Here is a 12,325-nt window from a genome sequence, read left to right on the forward strand (position 1 = left end):
AACAGGAACAGGTCTTTCCCGACAAAAATACTCGGACTTTGTACCTGCGTAATAATTTGGCGTAAACTGCGGGCAAGCCTGTGAGGAGTTTCCATGACTGCCATAACCATTACCGACGCCGCCCACGATTACCTGGCTGACCTGCTGTCCAAGCAGAACACCCCGGGTATCGGCATCCGCGTCTTTATCACCCAGCCTGGCACCCAGTACGCCGAGACCTGCATTGCGTACTGCAAGCCCGGCGAAGAGAAGCCTGAAGACACCGCCCTGGGGCTCAAAAGCTTCACCGCGTACATCGACGCCTTCAGCGAAGCCTTCCTGGACGACGCCGTGGTCGACTACGCCACCGACCGTATGGGTGGCCAGTTGACCATCAAGGCCCCCAACGCCAAGGTGCCGAACGTCAACGCCGACAGCCCGGTCAATGAGCGTATCAACTACTACCTGCAAACCGAGATCAACCCGGGGCTGGCCAGCCATGGCGGCCAGGTGAGCCTGATCGACGTGGTGGATGACGGTATCGCCGTACTGAAGTTCGGCGGCGGCTGCCAGGGCTGCGGCCAGGCGGACGTGACCTTGCGTGAGGGCATCGAGCGCACGCTGCTGGAACGTATTCCTGAACTCAAGGGTGTACGTGACGTGACTGACCACACGCAGAAAGAAAACGCCTACTACTGAGTAAGGTGTTCACTGCGAACATAAAAAACGGCGCCCCGTGAGCGCCGTTTTTTATTATTTAAATTCATAGAGTTGCAAAATATATCTGATAAAGCAGATCAAGTGTGGGAGCTGGCTTCAGGGGCGATAGAGGTGCGCATGCCCTGCGCGGTACAGCGACGACTCGCTGAAACTGTCACTGGACAACACCCGGCCCACCACAATCAACGCTGTTCGCCGAAACCCCTTGGCCGCGACTTTCTCGGCAATGTCACTCAGCGTGCCCACCACCCAGTCCTGATCCGGCCAGGTGGCACGGTGTACCACGGCAATCGGGCAGTCTGCGCCATAGTGCGGCAGCAGCTCGGCAACGATTTTCTCCAGATGATTGACCCCCAGATGAATCGCCATCGTGGTGCCATGCCGCGCCAGGCTGTCGAAGTCTTCACCGGGGGGCATGCGGGTTTTATCGGCGTAACGGGTCAGGATCACGCTTTGGGCGATGTCCGGCAGGGTCAGTTCGGTCTCCAGCAGGGCCGCGCACGCGGCGACCGCCGTGACCCCTGGAATGATCTGGAAAGGGATGCCCAGCTCACGCAAATGGCGTATTTGTTCACCAATCGCCCCATACAGGCTGGGATCACCGGAGTGCACCCGCGCCACATCCTGGCCTTGGGCATGGGCCGTCTTGATCAGCTCGATGATTTGTTCCAGGTGCAGCTCGGCGCTGTTGACCACCTGGAGCGCCTGATGACCTTCCAGTACGGCGGCGGGCACCAGCGAGCCGGCGTAGATGATCACCGGGCAACTGCGGATCAGCCGCTGGCCCTTGACGGTGATCAATTCCGGGTCGCCGGGGCCGGCGCCAATAAAGTAGACGGTCATGAAAAATCCTGTTGAGAAACGAGCGAGCATGAACAACGCTCATGATCGAGAGTGGCAATTATCGAGATTTTAACCGGCGCAGGCTAATGCCAGGGTCGCTTGGGTATTTTTCTTTCGCGGGATCAGCAGGCGGGCAGGGCTGTCGGACAGCTGTTCGGCCAGGGCCAGGGCGGCGCTTTCGGCCACGCCGTAACAGCCGGTGTGAGCAAAAGCCAGCGCTGAGCGATAGCTCAGCCGATGTTCATAGCCCGCCAGTTGTTCCGCGTAGAAAAATTGCAAAGGCAAGTTCAGGCACTGGGCCAGGGCCAGCATCCCGGGCTCATTGCGTTTGGGCTCAATGCTTGCCAGCGCCGTAATGTGTGAGCGCTCGATGCCGGCCTCGGCCAGGGCGCTGTCGAGCAACGCCAGCAGGCTGTGAACCTCACAGCCCCGCTGGCAGCCCAAGCCGACAACCAGGATCATGCCGAGTATTGGTCGTCGCGGTTGCGGCGGAACAACCAGGCGCTGATCAGGCCCAGGGCCAGCCAGAAAGCGACGTTGGTCAATTGCGAGGCGATCTTGAACTGCGCTTCGAGCGCCTCCGGGGCCAGCATCGAATGTACCTCAGGTTGCGGCGCGCCGATGACGTGGGGCACGGCAAGAATCGCCAGCCCAAGGCCTTTCAACAGCCAGTGGTGGCCGAACACGATCAGCGCCAGGCCGGCGGCGGTGGAGGCTGCGGTGCCGATCCACCAGGTCTGGCGCAGTGTCAGGTCCGCCGCCGCAGTGCCCGGCAGTTCCGGTGGCAGGCCCAGGGTGGGGGCCAGTACAAAGGTCGCGTAGCCGGCCAGGCCCCAGAGCAGGCCTTGGGCGGTGCGGGTCGGCGCACGCAGCGTGTAGAGGCCGGCGAGCATCAGTGCAAAGCCTACGGCCACCACCAGGTTGCCTCCAGTGGTGGACAACACACGCTGCCAGCCATCTTCCGGCTCCCAGGCTTGGGCATCGTGGCTGTGGGCAGCAGCGCCAGCGGCGTGCTCGTGCACCATTTCGGCGGCTGGCGGGGCTTTTTCAAAGCTTTCCGCCTGCAGGATCAGCGGTGCCACCCAGAAACTTTGCAGCAGGGTCAGCAGCAAGGCAGCCAAAAGCCCAGTGAACCCTGCGGTTTGCGCAATACGCTTGATCATGTCGGCAGCTCTCAATGGCACGGGAACGCGGCGCTGTGGCGGGTATCGTGGGCGGCGTTGTGCACTGCCTCGATATGCGAGAACCCGGCGAAATACACCAGGCACGCGCCAAGGATCGACGCACCGATGGCGGCGGTCAGGCGTTGGCTGAGGGTGGCGGTGCTAGTGGCGGTGTGCGAAGTGCTGCTGATGATCGACATGGCGCGTCCCTTTCAGGTGTCAGGGTGAAACGAGCGCATGAAAACCCCACGCGCCAGGCACGCAGGGTTCGAACAGCGCCCGCCCACCGCGGGTTTGTTATCTGAAGTTTTCGGGCCGGTCTCCGGGCTTGCGAGGGGCGGCTCTGGAAAGAGTCCTCCTGAAAGCATCGCCTTCCCATGCACAAGCACAGTGGCCATGACGCTTCGCTCGCTTACCGTTGCGGGGGCAGCACCGGACTGGTCATAGGTCTATGACGCACCGGTTTCCCGTTTCACCCTGTGAAGGGCACCCGAAACAAGATGTGTAGGAGAGCATGGGTTAAGGAGGCCGTCAAATGGAGGTTTGATGGCGCTCAAGGTTCGCACTTTCAAACACTGCCGTGCGGGTAGTGCATCAGGAGAGCTGATCAACCAGGATAGCGGGACTCAACCGAGCTGTTTAGTTGTGTGTACCCAACGTTAACACGATCAAATCGTTGGTCTTGTTTGCCTGGAATACCGAAGAAACCGATGCCAATGTCCAATCGCTTGAGTAACTCTTCGCGCTTGAGCACTTCTGCGGCCACACCACGTTCTTGAGGAGTATAGATTTTGTTGCTTTCGACCTCACCGGCAGCTTGTTTCAGCTCGTTGAAGTTCACGAATCTGTCACCGCCTCCATACTCGTCGAAATGCTTTCCGACCAGGGCGATCAGCCCCCGATCACTGAGGTGGTGATAGTCTCGCGACGAAATTGCGAGTTCATCGCGGGTGATAGCTCCGTCCGTTTTGTCTGCATTGGCCAATTGTGCGAACAAGTCTCTGCGCTTGAGGACTTCCTGGGCAATGTCTATCTGGTCCTGCGTGAGGAGCGTCCCGTGAAGTGGCACTCCGTCCGCCACTCTCTGCAGGGAACTGCGGGTGATCTCACCAGAACGCGGATCTACCATCGCCCCGTAATGTGCCTGCAGCGCCCGTGCGAGCTCCTCGGGATGCATGAGGTCCGCAGAGGTTTGAAGGGAGGCTGCCTGCGGCGCTTCACGTTTGTCGAGTGCGTGTGCGCCGTCCGGTGAGGCGTCCAGGGTCGGTGAATTCCAGTGCGTGTTCATTTGGCTGGGGATTGATGTCAAGGATCTTCTCCAATTCAGTGAGTTTTTTGCAAGGCATGTATGAGGTGTCTCGTTATTAATGTGGTTCTAATCGCTCAGCGGTTCCGCAGCCATTGCTGCGCGCTTGTTACAAAGTCTTTGGGTATTTAGGGAGGCATCGCCGATGACGGGTGATATCCATTAATACAAAACGCTGAGATTGACCCGCTGTCACTCACTGCGTAGCCTTGCACCTTCGAGGTTCTTCGGCCCAGGCCGAAGCTAAGAAGGGAACGCGGTTCAAGCCGCGGCTGCCCCCGCAACTGTGAAGGGTTCAGTTGACTGCCACGCCACTGCCGATAGGGCGGGAAGGCGCAGTCAGCGTTGGTCGCAAGACCTGCACACCCCTAGCCAGGAGACCTGCCTCGCCACTGATTTTCCAATTCAACCGGGCGGGGTGATCCGGTGACGAAATCCGCTGCTGCGCGCCGCCGCAGGGCCTGTCGTCCCGTATGCCCGCCCCAAAGGGCATTCGATGAAAACACTGGCCAAACTTCCCGTCACCATCGTTACCGGCTTCCTTGGCTCGGGCAAAACCACGCTGTTGCGCCATATGCTCGACAACGCCCAGGGCCGTCGCATTGCGGTGATCGTCAACGAGTTCGGCGAGTTGGGCATCGACGGTGAAATCCTCAAGCAGTGTTCTATCGGTTGCACCGAAGAAGAAGCCAATGGCCGCGTCTACGAACTGGCCAACGGTTGCCTGTGCTGCACCGTGCAGGAAGAGTTCTTCCCGGTGATGCGCGAATTGGTCGCCCGTCGCGGTGACCTGGACCATATCCTCATCGAAACCTCGGGCCTGGCCCTGCCCAAGCCGTTGGTGCAAGCCTTCCAGTGGCCGGAAATCCGCAGCGCCTGCACCGTTGACGCGGTGATCACCGTGGTCGACAGCCCGGCCGTGGCCGCCGGTACCTTTGCCGCCTTCCCGGACCAGGTCGACGCCCAGCGCAAACTTGACCCGAACCTGGACCACGAGTCGCCGTTGCATGAGTTGTTCGCCGACCAACTGGCCAGCGCCGACCTGGTGATCCTCAACAAAAGCGACCTGATCAGCGCCGAAGACCTGGCCCGCGTGCGCCTGGAGGTCGCCGAAGAACTGCCGGCCGCGGTGAAGATCATCGAAGCCAGCAGCGGTCGCCTGCCCCTGGACGTGCTGATCGGCCTGGGCGTCGGATCCGAGGAACATATCGACGGGCGTCACAGCCATCACGACCATCACCACGAAGGTGAAGACGACCACGATCACGATGCCTTCGACTCCGTCTCCATCGACTTGCCCCAAGCCGATGAGGCGCTGCTGCTCGACGCCCTGACCCAATTGGTGGTGCAGCACGGCATCCTGAGGGTGAAAGGGTTCGCCGCGATCCCCAACAAACCGATGCGCCTGCTGATCCAGGGCGTGGGCACGCGCTTTGACAAACACTTCGACCGTGCCTGGGGCGCTGACGAAGCACGCACCACGCGCCTGGTGCTGATCGGCCAGGAACTGGACGCCGCTGGCCTCGAAGCGCAATTGCGCGCTGCCCTCAGCGTTTAACCATGCACCTGCTCAGGACCCAACCCGGTGGTTTCGTCGCGGACGACAATATAGCCGACCTTGGCCAGACCCCCGCTGAACTGGTGATCCTGTGCAGCGGCGATTCCAGCCTGGCGCTGCTCGCCGAAGCCGCCCAGCAATTGCCCGAGGATTACCCCAGCCTGCGCCTGGCCAACCCAATGCAGGTGCAGAACCATGCCTCGGTCGACCTGTACGTCGACGAGGTATTGCGCCACGCCAAGGTCATCCTGCTGTCATTGCACGGCGGCATCGGGTATTGGCGCTACGGCATCGAGCGCCTGGTGGAGTTGGCCGAACGCGGCGTCACCCTGATCCTGGTGCCGGGTGACGACCGCCCGGACCCGGAACTCAGCAGCCTGAGCACCGTTGCGGCCGAACACCGCGAGCGCCTGTGGCACTTCCTGCGCCAAGGTGGCCTGGGCAATGCCCTGGATTTTTACCACTGCCTAGCCAGTGCCCATCTGGGGCGCGACTATGCCTGGGCCGAGCCGCAAGCGCTGCCGCGCACGGCGATCTATCACCCGCACAACGCCAATGCCCGCCTCAATGACTGGCAGGCCGATTGGCACGCTGACTGGCCGGTGGCTGCGGTGCTGTTCTACCGCTCCCATTTACAGGCGGCCAATACCGGTTTTATTGATGTGTTCTGCCAGCGCTTACAGGCGGCGGGCCTCAACCCCTTGCCTGTCGCGGTGGCCAGTTTGAAAGAACCCGGCTGCCTCACGGTGGTCGAGAACCTGCTGGATGACGTGCAAGCCGCGGTAATTCTGAACACCACCGGCTTTGCCCAATCGAGCCCGGAAGCGCCGCATTTGCGCCCGTTTCGCCGCAATATCCCGGTGATCCAGGCGATCTGCGCCCAGGACAACCAGCCCGGCTGGCAGGCCAGCGAACAAGGCCTGGGGCCCCGCGACCTGGCGATGCACATTGCCTTGCCGGAGTTGGACGGGCGCATCATCAGCCGGCCGATCAGTTTCAAGGACCTGGCTTGGCGCAGCGAGCGCAGCCAGTCGGATGTGGTGTGCTACCGTGCAGCGCCCGAACGCATGGATTTTGTCGCTGAGCTGGCACGCCGTTGGGTCGAGTTGGCGCGGGTGCCCAATGCCGAGAAACGGATTGCGTTGATCCTCGCCAACTACCCGACCCGCGACGGTCGCATCGGCAACGGCGTAGGCCTGGACACCCCTGCGGCAGCGCTGAATATCCTGCGCGCCTTGCAAGCCGAGGGCTACCCGGTGGCGGAGCGGCTGCCCGACAGCGGCACCGCGCTGATCCATGAACTGCTCGGCGGCGTCACCAACGATCTCGACAGCCTCGACCTGCGCCCCTGCCATCAAAGCCTGAGCCTTGTGGAATACCAGGCGATGTTTGATCGTTTGCCGGCCTCCAATCGCCAGGCCGTGCTGGAGCGTTGGGGCGCGCCGCAAAACGATCCGATGTGCCGCGATGGCCGCTTGATGGTCGCCGGCCTGCGCCTGGGCCTGACCTTTGTCGGCATCCAGCCGGCCCGGGGTTACCAGGTAGATGCCAGCGCGGTGTACCACGACCCGGACCTGGTGCCGCCCCATGGCTACCTGGCGTTCTATTTCTGGCTACGCCATACCTACGGCGCCCACGGCGTGATCCATGTGGGCAAGCACGGCAACCTGGAGTGGCTGCCCGGCAAAGGCGTGGGCCTGTCGGAGCACTGCTGGCCGGATGCATTGCTGGGGCCGCTGCCGAATATCTACCCGTTTATCGTCAACGACCCGGGTGAGGGCGCCCAGGCCAAGCGGCGCACCCAGGCGGTGATCATCGACCACCTGATGCCACCGCTGACCCGCGCCGAAACCTACGGCCCGTTGCGTGACCTTGAGTTATTGGCCGACGAATATTACGAGGCGCAATTGCTCGACCCGCGCCGTGCGCTGGAATTGCAAAAAGACATCTTCAAACTGGTGCGCGAAACCCGTATCGACCAGGAGCTTGAACTGGGCAGTGAGGCGGACGCGGCGGTGTGGCTGCCGCGCCTGGATACCTACCTGTGCGACTTGAAGGAATCGCAGATCCGCGATGGCCTGCATATCTTTGGCGAGTCGCCCGAGGGCCGCTTGCGTATCGACACCTTGCTGGCGCTGTTGCGCATTCCCCGTGGCGATGGCCGGGGCCCGCAGTCGAGCCTGCTGCGAGTGTTGGCCAAGGCATTCGACCTGGGGTTTGATCCGCTCGATTGCGCACTGGCCGAGCCCTGGACGGGGCGGCGCCCGTTGGTGTTGCAGAAGATTGACGATCAGCTGTGGCGTACGGCCGGGGATACCCGTGAACGTCTGGAGTTGTACGCGGCGCGCTTGATCGAGCAGGCACTGGAAGGCCCCATCGAACAGTTGGAAGAGCCCGGCTGGCAGGAGGTGAAGGCGGTGATCGAAGGCCTGCGCATCGTCGTCGCGCCACGCCTGGATGCCTGCGGCCCCGCAGAGATGCGTGGCTTGCTCGATGCCTTGAGTGGGCGTTTTGTCCCGGCGGGGCCCAGCGGTGCGCCGAGTCGCGGTCGGCTGGATGTGCTGCCTACGGGGCGTAACTTCTTTACCGTGGACGTACGCAACCTGCCAACCACCACGGCCTGGCGTCTCGGATTCCAGTCGGCCAACCTGATTCTTGAGCGGCACCTGCAAGACCACGGTGACCACCTGCGTCAGCTCGGCCTGTCGGTATGGGGCACTGCCACCATGCGCACTGGCGGGGACGATATCGCCCAAGCCATGGCGCTGATGGGCGTGCGCCCGGTATGGGCCACCGGCAGCCAGCGGGTGGACGATTTCGAGATCCTGCCGATCAGCTTATTGGACCGTCCGCGCGTGGACGTGACCCTGCGCGTGTCCGGGTTCTTCCGCGATGCGTTTGCCAACCTGATCCGCCTGTTCGATGCGGCGGTGCAAGCGGTGGCGGCCCTGGATGAACCCGACGACATGAACCCGCTGGCCGCCAAAGTGCGCAGTGAACGCCAAGCATTGCTTGAGGCGGGCCTGGATGAAGGTGCCGCGGCCAAGCAGGCCGGCTGGCGCATTTTCGGCGCCAAACCGGGTGCCTATGGCGCGGGCGTGCAGGGCGCGATTGACGGGCGCTTGTGGCAGAGCCGCGAGGACTTGGCCGAGGTCTACCTGAACTGGGGTGGCTACGCTTACGGGGGGGCTGACGAAGGCACTGCGGCTCGCGAGCAATTTGCCCAGCGGTTGAGCCAGGTGCAGGCGGTGTTGCAGAACCAGGACAATCGCGAGCACGACTTGCTCGACTCCAACGACTACTACCAATTCCAGGGCGGCATGCTGGCCGCCGTGGAAACCCTGAGCGGCGAAAAGGCCGCCAGCTACCATGGCGACCACAGCCAGCCGGACGTGCCGAAAATCCGCACCTTGAAGGAAGAGCTCAACCGGGTGATCCGTTCCCGTGCGGCCAACCCCAAGTGGATCGAAGGCGTGAAGCGCCATGGCTATAAAGGCGCGTTTGAAATGGCCGCGACCGTGGACAACCTGTTCGCCTTCGACGCTACCACCGCGCTGATTGACGATCACCAATACGCCTTGCTCGCCGATGCCTACCTGCTGGACCCTGATACCCGTGCCTTTGTGCAACAGCACAACCCAGATGCCCTGCGCGACATGACCGAGCGCATGCTCGAAGCCCAGCAACGTGGCTTGTGGCAGGCACCGGGGGCGTACCGCGAAGCCTTGGAAAACCTGTTGCTGGACATAGAAGAAGACAGCTGAGTGATTGTTCCCACGCTCCGCGTGGGAATGCAGCCCGTGACGCTCTGCGTCACAAGAACGGACGCCGAGCGTCCAGCGAAGCGTTCCCACGCGGGAGCGTTGGAACGAGCTATTAAGAGTTGACTATGACTGATACTCCCCATTTCCCGCTGTCCGCCGTGGTCGGCGCCGATGACTTGAAGCTCGCGCTGTGCCTGGCGGCCATCGACCCGAAGATCGGCGGCGTGCTGATCGAAGGGCCACGGGGCATGGCCAAGTCGACTCTGGCCCGCGGGCTGGCAGACCTGCTGGCCAGCGGGCAGTTTGTCACTTTGCCCCTGGGCGCAACCGAAGAGCGCCTGGTCGGCACCCTGGACCTGGATGCCGCGCTGGGCGAAGGCCGCGCGCAATTCTCCCCCGGCGTGTTGGCCAAGGCCGACGGCGGGGTGTTGTACGTGGATGAGGTCAACCTGCTGGCCGACCACTTGGTGGACCTGCTGCTGGACGTAGCCGCCAGCGGCACCAACCTGATCGAACGCGACGGGATTTCCCATCGCCATGCGGCGCGCTTTGTGTTGATCGGCACCATGAACCCGGAGGAGGGCGAGCTGCGCCCGCAGTTGCTCGACCGCTTCGGCTTCAACGTGGCCTTGAGCGGGCAAACCTTGCCCGCCGAGCGCGGGCAGATCATTCGGCGTCGCCTGGATTTCGACACTGACCCGGCGGCGTTCTGCGCGCAGTGGGCGCCAGCGCAAGCTGCCTTGCGCGAACGCTGCACCCTGGCGCGGGCACGGCTAGACAGTATCGCCCTGGATGACCAGGCGTTGGCCCACATCACCGAGCGCTGCTTTGCCGCTGGGGTCGACGGCCTGCGTGCCGACCTGGTCTGGTTGCGTGGCGCCCGTGCCCATGCGGCGTGGCGTGGCGCCGTCGCTATCGAGCAGGACGATATCGACGCGGTGGCGGAGTTCGCCTTGCGCCATCGACGTCAGCAGCAAGCGCCTGCAGGCGCGCCGCCCCCGCCGAATGACGGGCCGTCATCGTCACCCTCCGACACCTCGCCCGGCCAAGGCCAGTGGGGCGATATGCCCGCACCCGCCTTGCCCACGGGCGCCCGCCGCGATGTACCCACCTGGCCAAAAAAGCCCTAGGCATCCGCCCCCGAGCTGACACGGGGGCGGATGCCCGGCCCCAGGCGGGGCGATTGAACACTGGCCGGCAGGGCAAGGCCCGCAGCGCACAGCGCGGGGCGATCAATTGGCCGGGCACGTTGCTGGGTGGGCGGCCGCAATGCCATGAGGACCTGCTGTTCCAACTGCGTAGCCGGTCGGCTCCTGAACTGTGGCTGGTGATTGTCGATGCTTCGGCGTCCACGCGGCGCCATCGGGCACTGACCGATGCCAAGGGGCTGCTGGCCCAGCTGTTTGATGATGCTTATCGCCAACGGGCGCGCATGGCGTTATTGACGGCCAGCGGGCAATCGCCGAAGTGGCAGGTGCAAGGTTTGAAGGCGGCGAAAGGCTTGGCCGATTGGTTGGGGCAGTTGGGAGCAGGCGGCGGGACGCCGTTGCTGGCTGCGCTGACGGAGGCGGGGCATTGGTTGGCGGCACGGCGCAAGCGCTATCCTGCCGAGCAACAGAAGCTGCTGGTGGTGACCGATGGGCGGCTCAAGGCGACGGGCGCGCTGCCGCGATTGGAGTGTCCAGGCATGTTGATTGACATCGAGCGTGGGCCGATCAGGTTGGGACGGGCTGAGGCATTGGCGGTGGGGTTGCAGTTGGATTATCAACATATCGATGATGTGTAGTGCCAGGGAGGGCGCATTCGCGAGCAAGCCCGCTCCCACATTTGACCCAGTACACCCTTTGGAATGCGGACAATTGTGGGAGCGGGCTTGCTCGCGAAAAGGCCCTCAAACACACCACACCTGTATCAACCTGTCCCCGGCACATTCGGCCAAAGATCGGCCACCAGAAACAACCGCTCTGCTTCTTCCCACTCCTCACCGTTCGGCACCATGCGCACCAGCAACTGCGCCGGGGCCATCGGGTCCAGGTCTGCCAGCCAGCCTTTCATCTGCACTTCACTCCACACTTCATCGGCCGGGTAATGCGCGGGCGCCAGCCAGGCATGGCGGGGCAGGGGTTGCCAACGACCCTCTGGGCGGGTGCTGACAAAGTCTGTCCAGTCGCGCTGATGCAACCAGCGCCCACGCAGGTGCTGCGGGTGAGCGCCGAGGGGGGAGAGCGCCGCGCCGGGCCAGGGGTAGAGCAGATAGCCGCCGAGCCACAAATGCGCATCGAACGCTTGGATATCCAGCGCCGCCAAGGCCTCGCGGCTTTCTGCCCGCGCAGAGATTGGCAATTGATGCTCGGCCAGGTGTGCCAGCTTGCGGTCCAGCCGATCATGGCAGCCAGGCCCCAGCCATTGCGTAGCGTCCTGGCCGTTGCCGTCCTGCGGGCCCAGGTAGAGTTTGATCGCCAGTTCCAGGTGGTGCACCCCCTCGCGGTCGCGCAGCAGCATGTCCAACTCGCCCAGCGTGTGCCCGGCACGGCGGATCGGCAGGTTGGCGGCCAGCAACTCCACGCCCGGCGCATGCTGCACCGCAAATTGCCACAAGCGCTCGTAATACAGGCCCAGGCGCCGGGTACGTGCCAGGCTCAACCACTGCTGCAACGCGCTGCTGTCCTGGTCCAGCTGGCGCAGCCAGGCTTCGAGTTGCTGAGGGGCTTGCACCCAGTCACTGCCCGCCAGCGGATGGCGCTGCGGCCAAGGCGTCTGCGCCAGCATCGGTGGTGCGAGCATCACCCACGCCAGGTCGCGCACCTCGGGGTGGCGCAGTTGGCGGGGCAGGGTGTGCAAGTCGGGGAATGGCGTCATGGTCCGAGCATAGCCTTTTCAGTGCGCAGAAGGTGCCTGAGAACCATTGTCATCAAGGCTTGGCGGCGACAAAGGATTTTGCCTGAGGCGGCCTTTCGCCCATAATCGCTCTTTTTGCCTCACCCCAGATCCA

At 63.2% G+C, this 12,325-nt stretch carries 11 protein-coding genes and 2 riboswitches; of the genes, 5 read left to right on the forward strand and 6 right to left on the reverse strand.

The window, feature by feature from the left end; all coding sequences use genetic code 11:
- The first annotated feature begins 93 nt into the window (after positions 1 to 93).
- Positions 94 to 678: a Fe-S biogenesis protein NfuA gene (nfuA, locus tag BT199_RS11345; protein ID WP_003190728.1), complete on the forward strand. Its 585-nt coding sequence runs from the start codon at positions 94 to 96 to the stop codon at positions 676 to 678.
- 117 nt (positions 679 to 795) lie between these two features.
- Here nfuA and cobM read toward each other — a convergent pair whose 3' ends face one another.
- The 5 genes from cobM to BT199_RS27240 form a co-directional block, all read right to left on the reverse strand.
- Entirely contained in the window at positions 796 to 1,542 is a 747-nt protein-coding gene (cobM, locus tag BT199_RS11350) for a precorrin-4 C(11)-methyltransferase (RefSeq protein WP_072434493.1), read from the reverse strand.
- Positions 1,543 to 1,611: 69 nt separating this feature from the next.
- On the reverse strand, positions 1,612 to 2,004 hold the full coding sequence (locus BT199_RS11355) for a cobalamin biosynthesis protein (RefSeq protein WP_072434494.1): 393 nt from the start codon (positions 2,002 to 2,004) through the stop codon (positions 1,612 to 1,614).
- A complete protein-coding gene (locus BT199_RS11360; RefSeq protein WP_072434495.1) occupies positions 2,001 to 2,705 on the reverse strand; it encodes a CbtA family protein in 705 nt (234 codons plus the stop codon). The genes BT199_RS11355 and BT199_RS11360 overlap by 4 nt, the downstream gene beginning before the upstream one ends.
- An 11-nt stretch (positions 2,706 to 2,716) precedes the next feature.
- Positions 2,717 to 2,905 (reverse strand): CbtB domain-containing protein, encoded by a 189-nt coding sequence (locus BT199_RS11365; protein ID WP_003190735.1) that lies wholly within the window; start codon positions 2,903 to 2,905, stop codon positions 2,717 to 2,719.
- A 95-nt stretch (positions 2,906 to 3,000) separates the two neighbouring features.
- Positions 3,001 to 3,214, reverse strand: a riboswitch (cobalamin riboswitch).
- A gap of 98 nt (positions 3,215 to 3,312) precedes the next feature.
- Positions 3,313 to 4,014 (reverse strand): hypothetical protein, encoded by a 702-nt coding sequence (locus BT199_RS27240; RefSeq protein WP_175556208.1) that lies wholly within the window; start codon positions 4,012 to 4,014, stop codon positions 3,313 to 3,315.
- Positions 4,015 to 4,214: 200 nt separating this feature from the next.
- Positions 4,215 to 4,415: riboswitch (cobalamin riboswitch) on the forward strand.
- Between the two features lie 92 nt (positions 4,416 to 4,507).
- On the opposite strand from BT199_RS27240, the gene cobW reads away from it, so the two are divergent.
- The 4 genes from cobW (at position 4,508) to BT199_RS11390 (ending at position 11,119) form a co-directional block, all read left to right on the forward strand.
- Positions 4,508 to 5,569, forward strand: a complete 1,062-nt coding sequence (gene cobW / locus BT199_RS11375) for a cobalamin biosynthesis protein CobW (RefSeq protein ID WP_072434496.1) — start codon at positions 4,508 to 4,510, stop codon at positions 5,567 to 5,569.
- A 2-nt stretch (positions 5,570 to 5,571) separates the two neighbouring features.
- Positions 5,572 to 9,333, forward strand: a complete 3,762-nt coding sequence (gene cobN, locus BT199_RS11380) for a cobaltochelatase subunit CobN (protein WP_072434497.1) — start codon at positions 5,572 to 5,574, stop codon at positions 9,331 to 9,333.
- Positions 9,334 to 9,458: 125 nt separating this feature from the next.
- Entirely contained in the window at positions 9,459 to 10,463 is a 1,005-nt protein-coding gene (locus BT199_RS11385) for a magnesium chelatase ATPase subunit I (RefSeq protein WP_058410566.1), read from the forward strand.
- A 53-nt stretch (positions 10,464 to 10,516) separates the two neighbouring features.
- Complete coding sequence (locus BT199_RS11390; RefSeq protein ID WP_072434498.1) at positions 10,517 to 11,119, forward strand: vWA domain-containing protein; 603 nt, start codon at positions 10,517 to 10,519, stop codon at positions 11,117 to 11,119.
- Between the two features lie 125 nt (positions 11,120 to 11,244).
- On the opposite strand, the gene BT199_RS11395 is transcribed toward BT199_RS11390, so the two are convergent.
- On the reverse strand, positions 11,245 to 12,192 hold the full coding sequence (locus tag BT199_RS11395) for a DUF1853 family protein (RefSeq protein WP_072434499.1): 948 nt from the start codon (positions 12,190 to 12,192) through the stop codon (positions 11,245 to 11,247).
- Positions 12,193 to 12,325 lie beyond the last annotated feature (133 nt).

This window comes from Pseudomonas sp. NFR02, assembly GCF_900119375.1.
Taxonomy (GTDB): Bacteria; Pseudomonadota; Gammaproteobacteria; order Pseudomonadales; family Pseudomonadaceae; genus Aquipseudomonas; species Aquipseudomonas paracarnis.

What these genes read in the sequence shown, in the direction of transcription:
- nfuA (WP_003190728.1), top strand. Translation starts at nt 94, where the DNA reads ATGACTGCCATAACCATTACCGACGCCGCCCACGATTACCTGGCTGAC.
- cobW (WP_072434496.1), top strand. Translation starts at nt 4,508, where the DNA reads ATGAAAACACTGGCCAAACTTCCCGTCACCATCGTTACCGGCTTCCTT.
- BT199_RS11355 (WP_072434494.1), bottom strand. Translation starts at nt 2,004, where the DNA reads ATGATCCTGGTTGTCGGCTTGGGCTGCCAGCGGGGCTGTGAGGTTCAC.
- BT199_RS11360 (WP_072434495.1), bottom strand. Translation starts at nt 2,705, where the DNA reads ATGATCAAGCGTATTGCGCAAACCGCAGGGTTCACTGGGCTTTTGGCT.
- cobN (WP_072434497.1), top strand. Translation starts at nt 5,572, where the DNA reads ATGCACCTGCTCAGGACCCAACCCGGTGGTTTCGTCGCGGACGACAAT.
- BT199_RS11365 (WP_003190735.1), bottom strand. Translation starts at nt 2,905, where the DNA reads ATGTCGATCATCAGCAGCACTTCGCACACCGCCACTAGCACCGCCACC.
- BT199_RS11395 (WP_072434499.1), bottom strand. Translation starts at nt 12,192, where the DNA reads ATGACGCCATTCCCCGACTTGCACACCCTGCCCCGCCAACTGCGCCAC.
- cobM (WP_072434493.1), bottom strand. Translation starts at nt 1,542, where the DNA reads ATGACCGTCTACTTTATTGGCGCCGGCCCCGGCGACCCGGAATTGATC.
- BT199_RS11385 (WP_058410566.1), top strand. Translation starts at nt 9,459, where the DNA reads ATGACTGATACTCCCCATTTCCCGCTGTCCGCCGTGGTCGGCGCCGAT.